The sequence below is a fragment of the Streptomyces sp. NPDC001450 genome (assembly GCF_053597295.1).
In genome coordinates, this window is sequence record NZ_JBSFHY010000001.1 from 353,992 (window position 1) to 374,036 (window position 20,045).

Consider the following 20,045-nt stretch of genomic DNA (forward strand, 5'->3'; position numbering starts at 1 on the left):
CGGCCTAGAAGGGACGTAGAAGGGACGTAGAAGGGACGTAGAAGAACGTAGCGGGACGTTCGTTCAGGCTATCAACGGGCTGCTCGGCCTCCGCGGGGCGGATGTCGGGCGAGGGGCGGCCGGCTGTCGCTCAGGCCGCCGGGACCCGGGTGAAGCGGGACGCGGTGTGCAGGTCCGTCTGGATGTGGTCGGCGGTCGCGCGGAGGGCGGGGAGGAGGTCGTGGACGCACTCCTCCAGAGTGCGGCGGGCCGGGTGGGTGGCCACGTTCACCGCGGCGACCGCCCGGCCCGTCCGGTCCCGTACCGGTACGGCTATCGACCGCAGGCCCGACTCCAGCTCCTCGTCGACCAGGGCGTAGCCCTGTGCGCGGACCTCGGCGAGGGCGGGGGACAGGCGCCCGGCGCCGTCCGCGAGGAGCACGCGGCCCAGGGACGTCGAGGCGGCCGGCAGCCGCGCGCCCACCGTGACGTCCACGGTCAGCACCCGGCTCGCGCCCGCCCCGGCCGTGTACTGGATCTCCGCCTCCGTGCCCGGCACGAGCACCGCCAGTGCCGTCGGCTCGTGCAACCGGCCGGTGAGGGCCCGCAGGTGGGGCTCGGCGAGGCGGGGGAGCGTGGTGCGGGACAGCGGCGGGAAGCCCAGGTCCAGGACGCGGGGCGTGAGGGTGTAGGTGTGGTCGGGGCCCGCGGACACCAGGCCCAGGTGCTCGTACGTGATCAGGGCCCGCCGGGCCGTGGCGCGGGCCAGGCCGGTCGCCCGGGCCACCTCGGTCAGCGGCAGTGCGGAGCGGTCCCCGCCGAACGCGGTCAGCACGGTCAGGCCCCGGGCCAGGGACTCGACGAACTCCCGGCCCAGCTCGTGCTTGGAGGCCGTCGTCCAGGTCGCCAGGCCCGAGGGCGGCGGGCCGGGCCGTGGCCGCGGTGCCTCGCGCAGGTCTGCCTCCATCGCCGCCACCGCCGTACGCAGCCGGGGGAGCAGGGAGGTGCGCAGGTCGGCCGCCGAGTGGCGGCTGGTGTGGCTGACCACGCTCGCCACGCACGCCACCCGGCCGGTGTCCGGCTCCCGTACCGGCACGGACACCGCGACCAGGCCCGGTTCGATCAGCTGGTCGTCCAGCGCCCAGCCGTCCCGGCGAGCCCGTTCCGCCCGCCGTTCGAAGTCGTCCGCGGCGGATGCCGAGCGGGGCGGTACGGCGGGGAAGGAGGCGTCCTCGGGGTCCTCGGTCCACCGGGTCCGCCACCGCTGCCAGTCCGCGTCCGTCCATTCGGCCGCGAACAGCGGTCCGGGCGCGGTGCGTTCGGCCGGCAGCAGGTCGCCGATGCGGAAGCTCACGGACATCGCACGGCGGCGGGTGGCCTGGTGGATGAAGCGGATGCCGTCCAGGTCGGCGACCGCGAGCGACACCGACTCGTCCAGCTCGTCGGCGAGGGCGTCCGCGCGCGCGTCGAGGAGTGCGGGCAGGCGCAGGGCGGCCAGGTAGGCGTTGCCCAGCTCCATCACGCGGGGGGCGAGGACGACGTCCCGGCCGTCGAGGCGGACGTACCCCATGCGGGCCAGGGTGGCGGTGATCCGGTCGACCGTGGACCGGGCGAGCCCGGTGGCCCGCTCCAGCGCGCTCGGACTCAGCGTGCCGCCCGCCTCGGTCAGCCGCCGCAGCACGGCGATCCCACGGATCAACGGCGCGACCGCCTCGGTCGGCACCCCTGCGCGGACCTCGGCATCCAGTGCGGTGTTCGCGGGCATCAACTCTCCGATACGGCATCCAGGCACGCCTACGGTAAACCCGCCCGCGCGGGGGCGTCCGCGCGAGCACGTCCGCGTGGGTGGAGCGCTACGCGAGCTCGCCGGCCCGGGGGTGACCGCGTGAGGCTGTCCGCGTTGGGGGTGACTGTGCGAGCTCGCCGGCCTGGGGGTGACCGCGTGAGGCTGTCCGCGTTGGGGGTCACTGTGCAAGTCCGTCTGCGTGGGGGCGACTGTGCGAGCCCCCCCGGCCCGCCAGCCACGGCGCGAGCCCGTCCGCGCGAGCCCGCCCGCGCGTAGGCCACCACGCAAGTCCGTCCGCGTGGCGGCGACCCCGCAAACCCGCCCACCCCCGTGCAGCCCCGCCCGCCCGATCGCCCCCGCGCACCCCCCGCACCCGGGGCGCCCCCCAAGCCCGTCCCGGCGGCGGCCACAGCGCAAACCCGCCCGCGCGGAGGCCTTCACGCAAGTCCGTGCGCCCTGAGGTCATCCCGCCCCGGCCCCACCCCCGCTAGCTCCGCGTGATCCGCACCTTGTAGTTCTCGGATGCATCCGCCCCGAGTACCTCGATCGTGATCCCGTGGCGTGGGTCCTTGAAGGACTCGCCGGTGGTGAAGGGGGCGTCGGAGAGTTCCGCGTGGACGTTGGGGCTGCGGGTGCAACCGCCGCTGTTGCGGTGGGCGTCGTAGACGGTGACCGGGCCGCGTCCGGTGTCCACGGTGGCGTCGACCTTGTAGACGAGGATGCCCGGCTTGCACACCGCCTCGTCGTTGCCGCCCGGGGCGCGCAGTTCCAGTGCGTACGTGGTCCGCGCGTCGACCGGCACGAGGATCAGCTTCCCGCCGCCCTCCTTGTACAGCGGCGTCAGCGTGTACTCGACCGTGCCCGGGGTGGCCGCGCAGCCGACCTGGTTGCCGTCCAGCCAGCCCAGCTTCCACTTGTGCCAGCCGAGCGTGTCGTTGTTGGCCCCCCAGTCCTCGCTCATGATGTCCCAGTGGCCGACCGTGCCCCCGCCCTCCTGGGTGTAGAGGTCGGGCAGGCCGAAGGTGTGGCCGTTCTCGTGCGGCAGGACGCGGTAGCCGGTGCGGGTGTAGGAGCCGGAGCCGTCGTCCTGGCGGGAGTAGACGAAGGACGCGTTGGCGATGGGAACGCCGTCGGCGACCGGGGCGTCGGCGTTGCCGGCGAAGGTCACGGACAGCACCGTGTCCAGGGCGGAGGGGCCGGCGTTCGGGGTGACCAGCACGTTCAGCAGGTCGTACGAGCGGAAGTCCACCTCGGGATCGGCGGCGGCCACGATGTCCTGCACCAGCTGCCGGTAGCCGGGGTCGAAGGGCGCGCCGCGCTCTATGCCGTACGCCTTGAAGGACTTCGGCATCCGCAGCCACGTGGTGATCGGGCTCTCGGCCTGGTAGTCGAGCCGGCCGTACGACGCCGTGCGGAACCACTCCTGGGTCTGCGGGAAGAACTCGTGGAAGCGGTCGAGCGCGCTGCCCTGCCCGGGCGCGTCGGAGAAGTCGACCATCAGGGTCAGGGCGTGGACCGTGCCGGTGGAGCGGGAGTAACCGGCCGGGGTGGGCAGGCCCTCCGTCATCTGTACGTCCAGGCCGCTGTGGATCAGGCACGGCGAGAGGGCGGAGGAGCGGGCGAGGCCTATGGGGCCGGCGGCGGTGGGCGTCGTGAGATGTCCGGTCCCGGCCGAGGTGCTGACCGCGAGGGTCAGGACGGTCACCGCGCCGAGGGCGGCCACGCGGCGCGGGCGTATGCGGCGGCGGGGCGAGTGCGGCTGCATGCATGGACCTTCCGCTCCACGGCAGCCGCCGGTCGCCGGCTGCACCCTTGCGCTCACCCTGGGTCGGCAGGGTGGGGGGCGCGCGCTGAAGGAGACCGATCGTGGGAAATCCCCGCGCGTGCGGGTGGGAACCGCGCCCGGCAGGTGTGGTTCAGGTCACAGGAATTCATTGCGGCGGCGGGAAATAACCGGGGAACCTCTCCCCGTTTAGACCTGTGTCCGAGCGAAACGGGGACTCCTTCCCCGGATCGCCGACGCAGACTCGACCACCGTCAACGACTCAGGGAGGACGCCGTGCAGACCGCAACCCCGACCCGCAAGGTGTCCCGGCCCCGCGCCGACGCCCTGCGCAACCGGGAGCGGATCGTCACCGCCGCCCGGGAGATGTTCGTCGAGCACGGCCCGGACGTGCCGCTCGACGAGATCGCCCGCCGGGCCGGCGTCGGCAATGCCACCCTGTACCGCAACTTCCCGGACCGTGACGCCCTCGTCCGCGAGGTCGTCTGCTCCGTCATGGACCGTACGGCCGAAGCGGCCGAGCAGGCCCTCGTGGAGACCGGGGACGCCTTCGCCGCCCTGGAGCACTTCGTGCACACCGCCGCCGACGAGCGGATCAGCGCGCTGTGCCCGATGGTCTCCAGCACCTTCGACAAGGACCACCCCGACCTGGTGGCGTCCCGGGAACGGGTCGAGAAACTGGTCGAGGAGGTCATGGACCGGGCCAGGGAGGCGGGCCGGCTCCGCGCCGACGTGGGCGTCGGCGACCTGCTGGTCGTCGTGGCCCAGCTCAGCCGGCCGCCGGCCGGCACCGACTGCCTGAGCAGCGACCGCTTCATCCACCGCCATCTGCAGCTGTTCCTGGACGGGCTGCGGGCCCCCGCCCGCTCCGCCCTGCCGGGAACGGCCGTGACCATCAAGGAGCTGCGCCGGTGCTGAGCGATTAGTTCCGGCCGCGACTGCGGTCTCCCACACACCAGCACCCCGGTCGTCAGCGACGACGAGCCGGCCCCTCCAGCGCGTACGTCCGACAGTTCTCCGCTTTCTGATCATTTTCCCGTCACGAAGTCCCGAAGTGGGTACCCCCATGTCCGAAACAGCCCTCAAGGCTCCCGGCGCCGCCGCACCGAGCGGCGACGCCAACCGCTGGAAGGCGCTCGTCTTCATCGCGCTCGCCCAGCTGATGGTCGTCCTCGACGCCACCATCGTGAACATCGCCCTGCCCTCCGCCCAGCAGGACCTCGGCATATCCGACGGCAACCGGCAGTGGGTCGTCACCGCCTACGCCCTCGCCTTCGGCGGTCTGCTGCTCTTCGGCGGCCGCATCGCCGACCTGTGGGGCCGTAAGCGCGCCTTCGTCCTGGGCCTGACCGGCTTCGCCGCCGCCTCCGTGCTCGGCGGTGTCGCCACCACCGGCGCGATGATGTTCGGCGCCCGCGCCCTCCAGGGTGTCTTCGGCGCCCTGCTCGCCCCGGCCGCGCTGTCCCTGCTCGCCGTGATGTTCACGGACGCCAAAGAGCGTGCCAAGGCGTTCGGCATCTACGGCGCGATCGCCGGTGGCGGCGGCGCGGTCGGTCTGATCCTCGGCGGCTTCCTCACCGAGTACCTGGACTGGCGCTGGACCTTCTTCGTGAACGTCCCGTTCGCGGTCGTCGCCGCGCTCGGCGCCAACCTCGTCATCCGTGAGCCGGAGGGCGGCCGCAACCGCTCCCCGCTCGACATCCCGGGCGTGGCCCTGTCCACCCTCGGCCTGGTCGCCCTCGTCTACGGCTTCACCCGTGCCGAGTCCGACGGCTGGAGCGACGCCGTGACCGTCTCGATGTTCGTCGCGTCCGCGGTGCTGCTGACCGCCTTCGCGCTGGTCGAGTCCAGGGTCAAGGCCCCGCTGCTGCCGCTGCGCGTGGTCACCGACCGCAACCGCGGCGGGATCTACCTCTCCCTGGGCCTCGCGATCATCGGCATGTTCGGCCTGTTCCTCTTCCTGACCTACTACCTGCAGGTCGTGAAGGGCTACTCGCCGGTCAAGACCGGCTTCGCGTTCCTCCCGATGATCGCGGGCATGATCACCGGCTCCACCCAGATCGGCGCCCGGCTGATGACCCGGGTCCCGGCCCGCGTCCTGATGGGCCCCGGCTTCCTGGTCGCCGGTCTCGGCATGCTGCTGCTGACCCAGCTGGAGGTCGGCTCCTCGTACGCCACCCTGCTGCTGCCCGCGATGCTGCTGCTCGGCCTCGGCATGGGTACGGCGTTCATGCCGGCGATGTCCCTGGCCACCTCGGGCGTCGAGCCCCGGGACGCCGGTGTCGCCTCCGCGATGGTCAACACCTCGCAGCAAGTGGGCGGCGCCATCGGCACCGCCCTGCTGAACACGATCGCCGCCTCCGCGACGACGTCGTACGTCAGGGACCACATCGCCGGTGCGGCCTCCAAGCCGCAGCAGCAGCTGGTCCGGCTGCAGGGCATGGTGCACGGCTACAGCGCGGCGATCTGGTTCGCCGTCGGCATCCTCGGCCTCGCCTCGCTGATCGCCTTCACCTTCGTCAACGCCGGCCGCCCGGGCGCCACCACGGTGGCCTCCGGCGAGGGCGCCGAGGACGAGGTGCCGGTGCCGGTGGTCGCCCACTGACCCCCGGGACCGTGACTTAGCGGAGCCAGGGCAGGTCCGCACCCGCTTCGTTGGGCTGAAGGCCCTCGGCGACGATCTCCATGATCTCGCCGAGGGTCTTCTGCTGTTCCGGGCTCAGCCGCTCGAACAGCGCCTGTCGTACGGCGGCCACATGGCCCGGCGCGGTCCGGCGCAGCACCTCGGCGCCCTCGTCGGTGAGCACCGCGAACTGGCCGCGCTTGTCGGAGGGGCAGTCCTCGCGGCGGACCCACCCGTTCTTCTCCAGGCGCGCGACGGCGTGCGACAGCCGGGAGCGGGTGATCTTCGCCTTCATGGCCAGCTCGGTCATCCGCAGCCGGCGGCGCGGCGCCTCGGCGAGGCCGACGAGCAGGCCGTAGTAGATGTGCGGCATGCCCGCGTCGCGCTGCAGCTGCCGGTCGAGGTGGTCCTCCAGCAGGGTGGTGGCGTGCAGATAGGCACGCCAGACGCGCTGCTCCTCGTCGGTGAGCCAGCGGTGCCGGCCGGCGGAGTCCGTTGCCGTGTTCATGTATTCCACTGTACGGGGCATCTCCTTGAAACTTGAACAAGTCGGGCGTACTCTGTTGGCCAGAGCTTGAGAGTTAAAACATCTGGCCCGCAGCAACCGGACCGCAGCAACCGCAGTACACGACCGAAGCATTGGGAGCCGCCGTCATGTCCGCCGCCACCCAGGAGCGCATGCCCGCCCTGTACCTCAGCCATGGCGCCCCGCCGCTCGCCGACGACCCGATCTGGCCCGGCCAGCTCGCCGCCTGGTCCGCGGACCTGCCGCACCCCAAGGCGATCCTGATGGTCTCCGCGCACTGGGAGGAGGCCCCCCTCGCCCTCGGTGCGACTCGGACCATCCCGCTCGTCTACGACTTCTGGGGCTTCCCCGAGCACTACTACCAGGTCCGGTACGCCGCCCCGGGGGCGCCCGAACTCGCCGAGTCCGTCCGTAAACTGTTGCGCGCCCCCGGCACCCCCGTCCAGGACGTCCCCGACCGCGGCCTCGACCACGGCGCCTACGTCCCCCTCGTGGAGATGTTCCCGGCGGCCGACATTCCGGTCCTGCAGATCTCCCTGCCCACCCTCGATCCCCGGCGTCTGATGGACATCGGCCGCAAGCTCGCCCCGCTGCGCGACGAGGGTGTGCTGATCGTCGGCTCCGGCTTCTTCACCCACAACCTGGCCGCCCTGCGCCACACGGGCGGCGTGCCCAGCTGGTCCTCCGAGTTCGATGACTGGGGCCGGCACGCTCTGGAGGCCCGTGACTGGGACGCCCTGCTGGACTTCCTCCACAAGGCCCCGGCCGGCCGTTACGCCCACCCGCGCACCGAGCACTTCGCCCCGCTCTTCGTCACCATGGGCGCGGCGGAGGCGGGCGGCGAGCTGGACGCGCAGAAGTCGGTGATCGACGGGTTCTGGATGGGAATGGCGAAGCGCTCGGTGCAGTTCGGACAAGTGCTGACCGAGGGCTAGCCGAGATCCTTCTCGTACCAGGCCACGTCCCAGTAGCGGCCGAACTTGCGCCCGACCTCCCGGTAGGTGCCGACGTACCGGAAGTCGAAGCGCGTGTGGAGCCGCTCGGAGGCCTCGTTGGGCTGGGCGATGCCGGCGTACGCGCGATGGACGTCCTCGTCGGCCAGGGCCTTGAAGAGGGCGTCGTAGAGCAGAGTGCCGATCCCGCGGCGGCCGGCGTCCGGGGAGACGTACACCGAGGTCTCCACGGATGTCGTGTACGCGGGCTTCGGTCGGTAAGGGCTGGATGTGGCGTACCCCAGAATCCGCTGAGTTCGTCCATCCGCGGCAACCATCAGGCGGTACGGGCCGTCTTCCGGGTGGGAGAGCAGCCAAGGGCGGCGCTCTTCCCGCGTGAAGATCGCGGTGTCGAACGTGATGGGCGTCTCGCGTACGTAGTGGTTGTAGATGTCCGTGAGGGCTTCGAGGTCGCTCTCGACTCCCGGCCTGACCTGCACTTCTGTACGTGCCGACGACATCTGGCCTCCCTGTGGTCGGACAGGGTACTGCATGATCAGAAAAATTGAGGGGCGGGTTGGGAATTCTGTCCGGATTCCAGTCGTTGTTTCCACCAGATGCCGGGCACTCGTGGAGAGTCCCAGGAGTTCCAGGAGTGCTGAGCATCCCTTAAGGACCACGCCCGCCCACCATCGCAAGGGAGCACGCATGGCAACCCGTGCCGTCGCCCGTCGTCAGTCCGCCACCGGCGAGACGGCCGACTCGGCAAGCAGTGTTCGCGCCCATGGCGGCGAGATCGCCGACCGCGATCTGGTCGGTATGTATCTCGACGAGATCGCGCGTACGCCGCTACTCGATGCCGCCAAGGAGGTCGAGCTGTCCCAGACCATCGAGGCGGGTGTGTTCGCGCGGCAGGTCCTCGACGGCGAGGAGGAGTCACAGACGGACGCCTCCCGCGAGGAGCTGGAGGCCCTTGTCGCCGCGGGCGAGCGGGCCAAGGACGTCTTCATCCGCTCCAACCTCCGCCTGGTCGTGGCGGTGGCCCGGCGCTACCCGCGCAGTGGCCTGCCCCTCCTCGACCTGATCCAGGAGGGCAACGCCGGTCTGGTGCGCGCGGTCGAGAAGTTCGACTACCGCAAGGGCTTCAAGTTCTCGACGTACGCCACCTGGTGGATCCGTCAGGCCATCACCCGCTCCATCGCCGACCAGTCCCGCACGATCCGGCTCCCCGTCCACCTGGTGGAGGAGCTGGGCCGTATCCGCCGCGTGCAGCGCGAGTTCAACCGCGAGCACGGGCGCGACCCGGAGCCCGCGGAGATCGCCGCGGAGCTGGGCTCGACGCCGGAGCGCGTGACCGACGTGCTCGACTGGTCCCGTGACCCGGTCTCCCTCAACATGTCGGTGGACGACGACGGCGAGACCCAGTTCGGCGACCTCCTGGAGGACACCTCGGCGGTGTCGCCGGAGCAGTCGGTGCTGACGCTGCTGCGCAGCGAGGAGCTGGACCACCTGATCGGCCGCCTGGACCAGCGCACGGCCTCCATCATCAAGATGCGGTACGGCATAGAGGACGGCCGCGAGCGCACGCTGACGGAGGTCGGCAAGGAGCACGGCTTGACCCGCGAGCGCATCCGCCAGATCGAGAAGCACGCGCTGCTCGAACTGAAGAAGCTGGCCCGCAGCACCGGCTTCGACGCGGCGGCGTGACGGACGGGGCGTACAGCCCGTGGCCGAAACCGGGCAGACGACCGCGTACGCCCGGTGGCGAAAGACGGCGCAAACATGGCGTGGTCCCATCGCTTCAACCCCGGGGCCCGAGGGAACAACCCTTCAGGGCCCAGGAGTTGGACCCCAGGGCCCGCACTCCCGCCTTTCGCAGACACCCCACACCTGCCATGACGAGCACGTAGTAGTTCCTACTCGACAAGTGAGCCACGTCCCCGCGCTATCCCCCCCCGGCGCCGGGACCTTCCCAGAGCCGGGCTTCGGCGCCTACCCCCCCCAGGCGCCGGGGCCCGGCTTCTTGCTGTGGGGTGGAGGGAGGAGCGGAGGGAGGAGAGGGGGAGAGGGGGGAGGGAGCGCGTGGGCTCGCCGGAGGCCGGCGGTGCGGACATGCTGAAGCGGCGGGCCACCCCGTACCTGAACCCCGGGGTGGCCCGCCGGATGGCAGATTCTGCCACATCGGCATAGCCTGCCGAGGTGAGCACCCCCAGCGCCACCGGCAACACCGCACACCAGCCCTTTTCCGCCTCCGCCCCCGCCTCGGCGTCCCTCACCGAACGCCGCAAGGCGGAGACCCGCATGGAGATCGCCCGCGCGGCAGCCGCCCTCTTCGTCCGCCGGGGGCTGCGCGCCACCCGCGCGGAGGACATCGCCCAGGCGGCGGGCATCGCCCCGCGCACGTTCTACCGCTACTTCGCCTCGAAGGAAGAGGCGGTGGCCCCCCTCTACGCGGCAGGTGCCCAGCGCTGGACGGAAGCGGTCCGTTCGGCCCCGCCCGCCCTCACCGTCCCGGAGGCCCTGCGCCACGCGGTCCACCAGACCCTCACCCCGGGCGCCGGCGTCTCCGCGTCGTCCTGGGAATGGGTCCGCACCCTGATCCGCCTGGCCGACGCGAGTCCCGCCCTGCGCAAGGTCTGGGCGGAGGTCTGCCAGTCCTCGGAGAAGACGCTCGCGGAAATCCTGGCGGAGCGCTTGTCGGTGTCCCGGGGGCAGGCACTCTCCGCTGACCCCGAGTCCGGCGACAACGTTGCCCGCCCGGCTCCGATCCCCCCGCACCTCCACTTCGCCGCAGCGGTGGCCGGTGCGGCGGTCCGCGTAGCCGTCGAATCCTGGTCCACCACCACGTCCCCACCCGCAGGCCCCACCGGCCCGGCAGCCCTGGCCCTCCAAAACCTGGAGGCGCTGGGGGAGTTCGAGTGGGGCGAGGAGTAGCCGGCCGCAGCACCGGCCACCTGGAACCCGCCTAGGCTTTCCCGGCTCCCCCCGCCCGGCTCAGCCGCTCACCCAACTCCCGTACACAAGCCGCCAGTTCAGCCGGCTCCCGAACCGCGAACTCGCACCCCGTCATCGCCAACCGCACCGCCAGCCACTCCACCGGATCCCCGCTGCTGCCCCGCACCACGCACCAGCCCTCCCCGTCCGCCTCCGGTACCCCGACCCACCCGGGCACCCGCGACGACACCTCCTCCACCGACCCGGCGAACCGCACCTCGAACGCGTACGTCCCGGTCTCGGGCCGTCGCTGAATGGACCGCCGTAGGTACTCCGCCGCACTCCCCAGCGGCACCTCCCGCGGAGCGAACCGCACACCGGTGGCGAACGGCTCCCGTACCCGGTCCACCCGGAACGTCCGCCAGTCCTCGCGCCCGAGGTCGTACGCGACGAGGTACCACCGCCGCCCCGTGGACACCAGTTGATGCGGCTCGGCCAGCCGTCGTGACTCGCTGCCGTCCTTGTCCCGGTAGGCGAACCGCAGCCGCTCCCGCCCCGCCACCGTCGACGCCATCACGGTCAGTGTCTCCGGCGCGATGCTCGCCCCGTCCCCACTGGTCAGCGCCGTCGTCGCGGCCTGAAGCGTCGAGACCCGGTGCCGCAACCGGGACGGCAGCACCTGCTCCAGCTTCGCCAGCGCCCGCACCGACGCCTCCTCCACCCCCTCCACCGCGTGCCCGGCCCCGGCCCGCAGCCCGACCGCGATCGCCACCGCCTCCTCGTCGTCGAGCACCAGCGGCGGCATGGCCTTGCCCGCGACAAGGCGGTAGCCGCCATCAGCGCCTTTGCTGGCCTGCACGGGATAGCCCAGCTCCCGCAGCCGGTCGATGTCCCGTCGCACGGTACGGCGGGACACCCCGAGCCGGTCGGCCAGCTCGCCGCCGGGCCACTCGCGGGGAGTCTGGAGCAGGGAGAGCAGCTGAAGAAGCCGAGCCGGAGTGTCCGTCGTCATGTGTTCGAGGATGCCGCACTACTAGGACATGATCTGACCTAATAGGGTCCTAGCTTGGACGCATGACCTCCACGGAACAGACCCTCAGCGCACAGCAGGACCCGGGCGACCGCCGCCGGTGGCTGGCGCTCGCGATCGTGATGACCGCGGCTTTCATGGACCTCGTCGACGTCACGATCGTCAACATCGCGATCCCCTCGATCCGGCACGACGAGGGCGCCTCCTTCAGCCAGATCCAGTGGATAACCGCGGGCTACGCCCTGGCCTTCGCCGCCGGCCTGATCACCGGCGGCCGCCTCGGCGACATCCACGGCCGCCGCCGGCTCTTCCTCATCGGCATCGGCGGCTTCACCCTGGCCTCCGCCCTGTGCGGCTTCGCCGCGAACCCGGAGATGCTGGTCGCCTCCCGCATCCTGCAGGGTGGAATGGCGGCGATGATGGTCCCGCAGGTCCTGTCGATCGTGCACGCCACCTTCCCCGCCCACGAGCGAGGCAAGGTCTTCGGTCTCTTCGGCGCGATCGTCGGTCTGGGCGCGGTCTCCGGCCCGCTGCTCGGCGCCCTGCTGACGGAGTGGAACCTGTTCGGGCTCGAGTGGCGCCCGATCTTCCTGATCAACCTCCCCGTGGGCGTCGTCGCCTTCCTCCTCGGCCGCCGCTACATCAGCGAGTCCCGCGCCCCGAAGGCGCTGAAGCTGGACCTCGTCGGCGTCGCCCTGGTGACCCTGGGCCTGCTGATGCTGCTCTATCCGCTCACCCGCGGCCGCGAGCTGGGCTGGCCGCTGTGGGGGTACGTCTCGATGGCCGGCGCGTTCGGCGTCTTCGCGGCGCTGGTGGCGTACGAGCGGCGCAAGGCGGCCCGGGACGGCTCCCCGCTGATCGAGCTGTCCCTGTTCCGGGTGAAGAGCTTCGCCGCAGGCATCGCCGTGCAGACCGTCTTCGGTGTCGCGCTCGGCATCTTCTTCCTGGTCTGGACGCTGTACATGCAGGTCGGGCTGGGCTGGAGGCCGCTGCGGGCCGGCCTGACGGGCGTGCCGTTCTCGCTCGCGGTCTCGACGGCGGCCGGTATGTCCGTGCAGAAGCTGGTGCCGCGCTTCGGCCGCAAGGTGCTCCAGGCGGGCGCGCTGGTGATGGCCGCGGGTGTCCTCATCTACATCTGGGAGTCGCACCGCTACGGCCTCGCCATCGCCTCCTGGCAGATGGCCCTCCCGCTGGTCGTGATGGGCACCGGCATGGGTCTGATCGTGGCCCCGCTGACGGACGTGGTGCTGTCGGAGGTGCCGCGCGAGCACGCCGGTTCCGCGTCCGGCCTGATCAACACCGTGCAGCAGATGGGCAACGCGCTCGGCCTCGGGCTGGTCTCGGTGGTGTTCTTCGGCGTGATCGGCGACCGGCTGACGCGCGCCGAGGTGGGCCCGGCGTTCGTCCACGGCTTCCAGCACGCGCTGTGGTGGGTGGCCGGTGTGATGGGTGTGATCTTCCTGCTGATGTCGGCCCTGCCGAAGCGTCCGGCGCAGCACGTGGAGGGCGCGTCCGACGCTCCGGCGGTGGAGAGGGAACCCGAGCTGGTGTCCTGACCAGGCAGGAGGGGGCCCGGTACCGGCCAGGTACCGGGCCTTTCTGCTGCCCGGACAGAAGCGGAAGTCCGTTCATGCCCGATTGCGGCCCGAACCTGTTTACTTTCCGGAAACCTGGGCGTACTCTCGCGGTGAAACCACACGTTCGGGCATGAGTCGGAGGCGAACAAACATGTACGCACCGGAGCGGCAGCAGGAGATCCTCCGGATCGCCCGTGACGGCGGCCGGGTGGACGTGCTGTCGCTGGCCGAGGAGTTCCAGGTCACGGCGGAGACGATCCGCCGGGATCTGAAGGCCCTCGACCGCGCGGGCCTCGTCCGCCGGGTGCACGGCGGCGCCATCCCGGTCGGCCGTCTCGACTTCGAGCCGGACCTCGCCGAACGCGAGTCCACCGCCGCCGACGAGAAGGACCGCATCGCCAAGGCGGCCCTCGCCGAGCTGCCCGTCGAGGGCACGATGGTCCTCGACGCCGGTACGACGGTGGCGCGGATGGCCGCGGCCATCCCGCTGGAGGCGACCCTCACCGTCGTCACGCACAGCCTGCCGATCGCCGCCCGCCTCGCCGACCACCCGGGCATCCAGCTCCACCTGGTCGGAGGGCGCGTACGGCACCGTACGCGCGCCGCCGTGGACGCCTGGGCGCTGCGCGCGTACGGCGAGATCCGCGCCGACGTCCTGTTCGTCGCCGCCAACGGCTTCTCCGCCGAGCACGGTCTGACCACCCCCGACCTCGCCGAGGCCGCGGTCAAGCGCGCGGCCGTCGCCGCCGCCCGCCGCGTCGTCCTCCTCGCCGACTCCTCCAAGCACGGCCAGGAGCACTTCGCCCGCTTCGGCGACCTGAGCGACGTGGACCTGCTGATCACCGACAGCGGGCTGAGCCCCGAAGACGCCGCCGTCATCGAGCGCGGCGGCACGGAAGTAGTGCGCGCATGATCCTCACCGTCACCCCCAACCCGTCCCTCGACCGCACCTACGAGGTCCAGAAACTGAAGCGCGGCGAGGTCATCCGAGCCGAGACCGAGCGCCTGGACCCCGGCGGCAAGGGCGTGAACGTCTCGCGCGCCGTCGCGGCAGCCGGACGGCGCACGGTCGCCGTTCTGCCCCTGGGCGGTGCGCCGGGTGCGCTCGTCGCCGATCTGCTCGACGCGCAGGGCATCGAGGTCGCTCCGGTCCCGGTCGCCGGAGCCACCCGCTCGAACATCGCGCTCGCGGAGGCGGACGGGGTGCTCACGAAGATCAACGCGCCGGGCCCGGAACTGTCCCCGGCCGAACAGGAGCTGCTCCTGGACGCCGTCCGCGAGCAGTCCCGCGACGCGGACTGGATCGCGTGCTGCGGGAGCCTGCCCCGGGGGCTCGCGCCCTCCTGGTACGCCGACGTCGTCACGCGGGCGCACGCCGGAGGCTCGCGCATCGCCCTCGACACCTCGGGGCGTGCGCTCCTGGAGGCGCTGCGCGCCCGGCCCGACGTGGTGAAGCCGAACGCCGAGGAGCTGGCGGAAGCCGTCGGGCGCCCCCTGGCGACGGTGGGCGACGCGGTGAAGGCGGCCGAGGAGCTGCGCGAGATGGGCGCACGCGCCGTGCTCGCGAGCCTGGGCGCCGACGGGCAGTTGCTCGTGGACGACGCCGGCGCCTGGTTCGGCAGCGCGCGCGTCGACGCCGTACGCAGCAACGTGGGTGCCGGCGACTCCTCCCTCGCCGGCTTCCTGATCGCCGGCGGCCGCGGCCCGGAGGCCCTCGCCTCCGCCGTCGCCCACGGCGCCGCCGCCGTCCAGCTCCCCGGCAGCGTGATGCCGACCCCCGCCGACCTGGATCCGGCCGCGGTGACGGTCACGGCCGACCTCCCGGTCGACCGCGGACTGACGGAGCCGGTGTCATGAACGTCCGCAAACCCCGTACGGCCATGCCGATCATGCCGGCCCTGCCGTCGGCGCCGCTCCAACCACCGGCCCTGAAGCGGCGGGGCTCCCCGTTACTCGCCGCCTCAGCGGGCCGGCAGGGCGCCCCGATCCGTCCTGCCGCCCCGGGGCCCTGTCGTCCAGTCCGACGACACGGCCCAGGAGGCGGGGTCTCCCCGTCCCCGCCTCCGTCCAACCCGCTCTCCCCCACAGCACCCCCGTCCCCACCCCCGCCCACCCCACTCCCCGGGCGATACGCGTGCATAGGAGCCCGCGATGAGCGACATGATCACCGCGGACCTGGTCGACCTCGACCTGTCCGCCGACACCAAGGAAGCGGCGGCGCGCGCCCTCGCCGAGCGCATGGTGGCCCAGGGCCGGGTGACCGACCTGGAGGGCTTCCTCGCCGACGTGGCCGCCCGTGAGGCCCAGATGCCGACCGGCCTCGACGGCGGCATCGGCATCCCGCACTGCCGCAGCGGCCACGTCACCGAGCCGACGCTCGCCTTCGGCCGCAGCGCCGCCGGCATCGACTTCGGTGCCGCGGACGGTCCCGCCGACCTGATCTTCCTGATCGCGGCCCCGGCCGGCGCCGACGACGCCCACCTGACGATCCTCTCCTCCCTGGCCCGGCAGCTGATGAACACCGAGTTCACGGACGCGCTGCGGTCGGCGGGCGACGCGGGGACGGCGGCGGCGCTGATCAGCGGGGACGAGGCGCCGGCGACCGCGGGCGGCGCGTCCGCCGGTGCACAGGCGTCCGAGGACGCCTCCGAAGACTCCGCTGCGACGCCGGTGGCGGCCTCCGCCGGCGCCGCAGCGGGCAGCACGGCCCCGGCGCCGGGTGCGGCCGACGCGAGCGGCTCCGCCCCGGCGCCGGGCGCCACGGGAACGGGCGAACGCCCCTTCCGCATCGTCGCCGTCACCTCCTGCCCGACCGGCATCGCCCACACCTACATGGCGGCCGAGTCCCTGGAGAACGCGGGCCGCGAGGCGGGCGCCGAGGTCGTCGTAGAGACGCAGGGCTCGGCCGGCTTCACCCGGCTCGACCCGGCGGTGATCGCGGCGGCGGACGGCGTGATCTTCGCGCACGACGTTCCCGTACGCGACAAGGACCGCTTCGCGGGCAAGCCGACGGTCGACGTCGGTGTGAAGGCGGGCATCAACCGTCCCGCCGAGCTGATCGCCGAGGTGCGCGGCAAGGCCGAGCGCGGCGAGGTCACCGCGGGCGCCGCTCCGGGGACGCCCGTCGAGCGCGCGGGCGACTCCACCGAGGGCTACGGCACCAAGCTCCGCAAGTGGCTGATGTCCGGCGTCAGCTACATGGTCCCGTTCGTCGCGGCCGGCGGTCTGCTCATCGCCCTCGGCTTCGCGATCGGCGGCTGGAAGGTCAACAAGGCGCCGTCGGTCATGGACCACTTCGTGTGGACCCAGACGGGCAGCTGGGGCGCGCTGCTCTTCCAGATCGGCGTGGTGTCCTTCGGCTTCCTCGTCCCGGTCCTGGCCGGCTACATCGCCTACGGCATGGCGGACCGCCCCGGTCTCGTCCCCGGCTTCGTCGGCGGCTCCATCGCCCTCACCATCAACGCCGGCTTCCTCGGCGGTCTGGCGGCCGGTCTGATCGCCGGTGGCGTGGTGATGGCGATCCAGAAGGTCAACATCCCGGCGGCGTTGCGCGGCATCATGCCGGTGGTGGTGATCCCGCTGATCTCCTCGGCGATCGTCGGATTCCTGATGTTCGTCGTGATCGGCAAGCCCATCGCCGCCGCCCAGAAGGGCCTGACCGACTGGCTGGGCGGCCTCACCGGCACCAACGCCGTCCTGCTCGGCGCCCTGCTCGGCCTGATGATGTGCTTCGACCTGGGCGGCCCGGTCAACAAGGTGGCCTACACCTTCGCCACGGCGGGCATCGCGGTCGCCAGCCCGAGCGACTCCGCGATGAAGATCATGGCCGCGGTGATGGCGGCCGGCATGGTCCCGCCGCTGGCGATGGCCCTGGCGACGACGGTCCGCGGCAAGCTCTTCACCCAGACCGAGCGCGAGAACGGCAAGGCGGCCTGGGTGCTGGGCGCCTCCTTCATCTCCGAGGGCGCGATCCCGTTCGCCGCGGCGGACCCGCTGCGGGTCATCCCGTCCGCCATGGTGGGCGGCGCGATCACCGGCGCCCTGTCGATGGGCTTCGGCGCCACCCTGCGCGCCCCGCACGGCGGCATCTTCGTGGTCCCGCTGATCGGCAACCCGTTCCTCTACCTGATCGCCATCGCGGTCGGCGTGTGCGTCAGCGCGGCCCTGGTCGTCCTCCTCAAGGGCATGCGCAAGCAGGCCCCGGAGACCACGCCCACGGACCCCGCCGCGAACCCGGCGTCACCGAAGGAGGCGAAGCAGCCCGTCGCCGCCTGACGGGGTACCGCCACCTCTTGTCCCTTTGGTGAGATGTGAGCTGTTCACGCCACCTGCGAGATACGTCACGGTCCGGGACCAAAGTCCCGGACCGTGGTGTCTACTGGACCGCATGCCTGAGTACGTCCCGACTCTTCAACTGATCGGCGTGACCGTCCTCACCTTGGCGGGCGTCGTCTGGGCCGTCGCGGTGACGCGCCTGATGCGCCGCGCCCGCGTCGAGGCCGCTCTGTCGTCCTTCCCGCACCAGCGCTTCGGCCCCCCGCCGCAGGAGTACGTCGAACTGTCCGCGGCGGAACAGGACGCCTTCGCGGTCCTGGTACGACGACTCGGAAACCGCTGACGGAAGCGGGCGCCTAGGCCTGTCGCGCCGCGCGCCGTTCCATGGCGTCCCGGGCCGCGTCCTCCGACGTGTAGACCTCGCACATGTGCCGACCGTCGGGCGTCGCCGTGTGCTCGACCTCCCACAGGGAGACCTCCCGGCCGTCCGGCAGCAGGAAGGCGTGCTCGTACAGCGTGTAGCTCAGCCCCGCCCGGCCGGTCCGTCCGGGCCGCCCGAACGCCTGGGTGATCTGATGCGCGGCCGCCGTCGCCAGCAGTGCCGCCGTCTCCGCGTCCGGACGGTCGGGGTTCTCCGCACGGCGCAGCAGCCTGCGCGCGTGGTCCGCCGAGTCGTCCGGGGCGTACACATGCCGGGGCTCGGGGATCGCCGACAGCTGCATCAGCACCGGCAGCTCGAAGTCCGGGGTGTCCGGCGGCAGCGCGAGCCGGGCGGTGGCCGTGTGCAGCTCCTCCTCGTCGACGTAGACCTCGTGCTGGGCGTCGCCACCCGGCACGGTGTTGTGGACCAGCTCCCACAGGGTCACCGCCGAGCCGTCGGCGAGCAGCCAGGTGTGCCGGTACGTCTCGCTGTGCAGCCCCGCGCTGTGGTGGGCGGAGTGCAGAGAACTGTCGTGCGCCAGAGCGCAGTCGAGCCGCCGTATCACCTCGTCGGGCAGCTCGAAGGAGTTCAGGGCACGGCCGAGGAGCCGCTCGAGATGCTCCTCCGGAGACTCGGGCGACTCGGCTGGTTCGTACGCTGCCGTCTCGTACGGAACGCTCAAGGCTTCTCCCGGCGTTGCTGCATGTCACCTTGTGGGTGCATACCGTAGCCCCTCGGTCGGACATCATGTCCGGGAACCGAGAAAACGTATGCCGGGAAAACGCGAAGGCCGCGCGAGAAGTTCCCGCGCGGCCTCACGATGCGTCAGAACCGGCCGGTCAGGCGGCAGTTCCGGCGGTCCAGGCGCTCCACGACATGTTCCAGCCGTTGAGACCGTTGTCCGGGGACACCGTCGTGTCCGGGGAGTTCTTCACGATCACGACGTCCCCGACGAGCGAGTTGTCGTAGAACCACTTGGCCGTCGTGGCGCCCTGGGCGCCCTGCACGTCCGCCAGGCCGACGCAGCCGTGGCTGGTGCCCTCCCGGCCGAACGGCGGGTTGCCCCTGTTGTACCAGTAGTTGCCGTGGATGAACGTGCCGGACGAGGTCAGGCGCATCGCGTGCGGAACGTCCGGGATGTCGTACTCCCCGCCGAAGCCGACCGTCGAGCCGTTCATACGGGTCTGCACGAACTTCTCGGAGATCACCATCTGCCCGTTGTAGGTGGTGTGCTGCGGGCTGCCCGCGGAGATCGGCACCGACTTGATCGTCTTGCCGTCCCGCACCACCGTCATGGTCTGCGTGTTGACGTCGACCGTGGAGACCTGCGAGCGCCCGATCGTGAAGGACACCGTCTTCTTCTGCACGCCGTAGAGGCCGCTCGCGCCCTGCACCCCGTCCAGGTCGATCTTCATCGTGACCTTGGAGCCGGCCTTCCAGTAGTCCTGCGGCCGGAAGTCGAGCCGCTGGTTCCCGAACCAGTGCCCGACCACCTGCTGGCCACTGCTGGAGTTGACCGTGATGTGCGACTGCACGGCCTTCTTGTCGGTGATGGCCTTGTCGAAGGTGAACGACACCGGCATGCCCACACCGACCGTCGAGCCGTTGTCCGGCGTGTAGGTGCCGATGAAGCTGTTGGCCGAGCTGACCGTGGTGAAGATCGAGTTGGCCGCCGCCGTACGCCCGCTCGCGTCCTTCGCGGTCGCGTCGATCTCGTACTTCGTGCCGCGCTCCAGCTGCTCCTTCGGCTTCCAGCTGCTGCCGTCCGCCGATATCGCCCCCTGCACCGCCTGCCCCGACCCGGCCACGGTCATCTTCACGTCCGTCAGCCTGCCGCCGCTGACCTTCACGCCGGTCGCGTTGATGGAGGCGCCGGTCGAACCGTCCTTGGCCGAGATCACGACCTTCGCCGTCGACGTCTTGGGCGAGCCCTTGCCGCCCTTGCCTTCGTCGTCGGCGTTGGCGTTGCCGCCGCAGGCGGTCAGGGTGAGGGCGCCGACCATCAGGGCGGCACAGGCCCCCAGTGCGCGCCGCGCTGCAATGTCCGGCGTTGTCACGGGCTGCTCCATGTTCGTGTGATGTGCGTGATCCGTTCCAGTGCGTGATGAGAGAGGGCCCGGGCCCGGGGGGAGGTTCCCTCCGGAGCCCGCTGACGTCATCACGTGACAGAACCGCGACA

Annotated in this window: 17 protein-coding genes; 10 read left to right on the forward strand and 7 right to left on the reverse strand. The window is 71.7% G+C overall.

The genetic code is table 11. The features are described 5' to 3' along the window. Positions 1 to 130: 130 nt before the first annotated feature. Both ACWC5O_RS01650 and ACWC5O_RS01655 read right to left on the reverse strand, forming a co-directional pair. Complete coding sequence (locus ACWC5O_RS01650; RefSeq protein ID WP_450589589.1) at positions 131 to 1,744, reverse strand: IclR family transcriptional regulator domain-containing protein; 1,614 nt, start codon at positions 1,742 to 1,744, stop codon at positions 131 to 133. A 508-nt stretch (positions 1,745 to 2,252) separates the two neighbouring features. After that, on the reverse strand, positions 2,253 to 3,530 hold the full coding sequence (locus ACWC5O_RS01655) for a M6 family metalloprotease domain-containing protein (protein ID WP_450589588.1): 1,278 nt from the start codon (positions 3,528 to 3,530) through the stop codon (positions 2,253 to 2,255). A 294-nt stretch (positions 3,531 to 3,824) separates the two neighbouring features. On the opposite strand from ACWC5O_RS01655, the gene ACWC5O_RS01660 reads away from it, so the two are divergent. Both ACWC5O_RS01660 and ACWC5O_RS01665 read left to right on the forward strand, forming a co-directional pair. Beyond that, on the forward strand, positions 3,825 to 4,466 hold the full coding sequence (locus tag ACWC5O_RS01660) for a TetR/AcrR family transcriptional regulator (RefSeq protein WP_450589587.1): 642 nt from the start codon (positions 3,825 to 3,827) through the stop codon (positions 4,464 to 4,466). A gap of 148 nt (positions 4,467 to 4,614) precedes the next feature. Further along, positions 4,615 to 6,153, forward strand: a complete 1,539-nt coding sequence (locus tag ACWC5O_RS01665; protein ID WP_450589586.1) for an MFS transporter — start codon at positions 4,615 to 4,617, stop codon at positions 6,151 to 6,153. Between the two features lie 16 nt (positions 6,154 to 6,169). On the opposite strand, the gene ACWC5O_RS01670 is transcribed toward ACWC5O_RS01665, so the two are convergent. Further along, positions 6,170 to 6,679: a MarR family winged helix-turn-helix transcriptional regulator gene (locus tag ACWC5O_RS01670; RefSeq protein WP_450589585.1), complete on the reverse strand. Its 510-nt coding sequence runs from the start codon at positions 6,677 to 6,679 to the stop codon at positions 6,170 to 6,172. A 146-nt stretch (positions 6,680 to 6,825) separates the two neighbouring features. On the opposite strand from ACWC5O_RS01670, the gene ACWC5O_RS01675 reads away from it, so the two are divergent. Further along, entirely contained in the window at positions 6,826 to 7,632 is an 807-nt protein-coding gene (locus ACWC5O_RS01675) for a dioxygenase family protein (protein ID WP_450589584.1), read from the forward strand. On the opposite strand, the gene ACWC5O_RS01680 is transcribed toward ACWC5O_RS01675, so the two are convergent. Continuing rightward, positions 7,629 to 8,150, reverse strand: coding sequence for an N-acetyltransferase family protein (locus ACWC5O_RS01680; protein ID WP_450589583.1), 522 nt, complete (start codon positions 8,148 to 8,150; stop codon positions 7,629 to 7,631). The two genes, ACWC5O_RS01675 and ACWC5O_RS01680, sit on opposite strands and share 4 nt — an antisense overlap. A gap of 187 nt (positions 8,151 to 8,337) precedes the next feature. Between ACWC5O_RS01680 and ACWC5O_RS01685 the strand changes: the two genes are divergently transcribed. Further along, positions 8,338 to 9,336 (forward strand): sigma-70 family RNA polymerase sigma factor, encoded by a 999-nt coding sequence (locus ACWC5O_RS01685; RefSeq protein ID WP_450589582.1) that lies wholly within the window; start codon positions 8,338 to 8,340, stop codon positions 9,334 to 9,336. 594 nt (positions 9,337 to 9,930) lie between these two features. Next, positions 9,931 to 10,563, forward strand: a complete 633-nt coding sequence (locus ACWC5O_RS01690; RefSeq protein ID WP_450589666.1) for a TetR/AcrR family transcriptional regulator — start codon at positions 9,931 to 9,933, stop codon at positions 10,561 to 10,563. 31 nt (positions 10,564 to 10,594) lie between these two features. On the opposite strand, the gene ACWC5O_RS01695 is transcribed toward ACWC5O_RS01690, so the two are convergent. After that, positions 10,595 to 11,575, reverse strand: a complete 981-nt coding sequence (locus tag ACWC5O_RS01695; protein WP_450589581.1) for a helix-turn-helix transcriptional regulator — start codon at positions 11,573 to 11,575, stop codon at positions 10,595 to 10,597. A gap of 62 nt (positions 11,576 to 11,637) precedes the next feature. Here ACWC5O_RS01695 and ACWC5O_RS01700 point away from each other — a divergent pair, with 62 nt between their 5' ends. From ACWC5O_RS01700 to ACWC5O_RS01720, 5 genes are all read left to right on the forward strand, one after another. After that, the gene (locus ACWC5O_RS01700; protein WP_450589580.1) at positions 11,638 to 13,149 is read left to right on the forward strand and encodes an MFS transporter; all 1,512 of its coding nucleotides are present in this window, start codon (positions 11,638 to 11,640) and stop codon (positions 13,147 to 13,149) included. A gap of 172 nt (positions 13,150 to 13,321) precedes the next feature. Beyond that, the gene (locus tag ACWC5O_RS01705) at positions 13,322 to 14,083 is read left to right on the forward strand and encodes a DeoR/GlpR family DNA-binding transcription regulator (RefSeq protein ID WP_450589579.1); all 762 of its coding nucleotides are present in this window, start codon (positions 13,322 to 13,324) and stop codon (positions 14,081 to 14,083) included. Further along, positions 14,080 to 15,027, forward strand: a complete 948-nt coding sequence (gene pfkB, locus ACWC5O_RS01710; RefSeq protein ID WP_450589578.1) for a 1-phosphofructokinase — start codon at positions 14,080 to 14,082, stop codon at positions 15,025 to 15,027. Before ACWC5O_RS01705 ends, pfkB begins: the two co-directional genes overlap by 4 nt. Positions 15,028 to 15,321: 294 nt before the next feature. Beyond that, positions 15,322 to 17,445 carry a PTS fructose transporter subunit IIABC gene (locus ACWC5O_RS01715; protein WP_450589577.1) on the forward strand — a complete coding sequence of 708 codons (2,124 nt, stop codon included), beginning with the start codon at positions 15,322 to 15,324 and terminating at the stop codon, positions 17,443 to 17,445. A 112-nt stretch (positions 17,446 to 17,557) separates the two neighbouring features. Next, a complete protein-coding gene (locus ACWC5O_RS01720) occupies positions 17,558 to 17,788 on the forward strand; it encodes a hypothetical protein (protein ID WP_450589576.1) in 231 nt (76 codons plus the stop codon). Between the two features lie 13 nt (positions 17,789 to 17,801). On the opposite strand, the gene ACWC5O_RS01725 is transcribed toward ACWC5O_RS01720, so the two are convergent. Both ACWC5O_RS01725 and ACWC5O_RS01730 read right to left on the reverse strand, forming a co-directional pair. After that, positions 17,802 to 18,548 carry a DUF6227 family protein gene (locus tag ACWC5O_RS01725; protein WP_450589575.1) on the reverse strand — a complete coding sequence of 249 codons (747 nt, stop codon included), beginning with the start codon at positions 18,546 to 18,548 and terminating at the stop codon, positions 17,802 to 17,804. A 157-nt stretch (positions 18,549 to 18,705) separates the two neighbouring features. Continuing rightward, the gene (locus tag ACWC5O_RS01730; protein ID WP_450589574.1) at positions 18,706 to 19,923 is read right to left on the reverse strand and encodes a L,D-transpeptidase; all 1,218 of its coding nucleotides are present in this window, start codon (positions 19,921 to 19,923) and stop codon (positions 18,706 to 18,708) included. Positions 19,924 to 20,045: the final 122 nt, after the last annotated feature.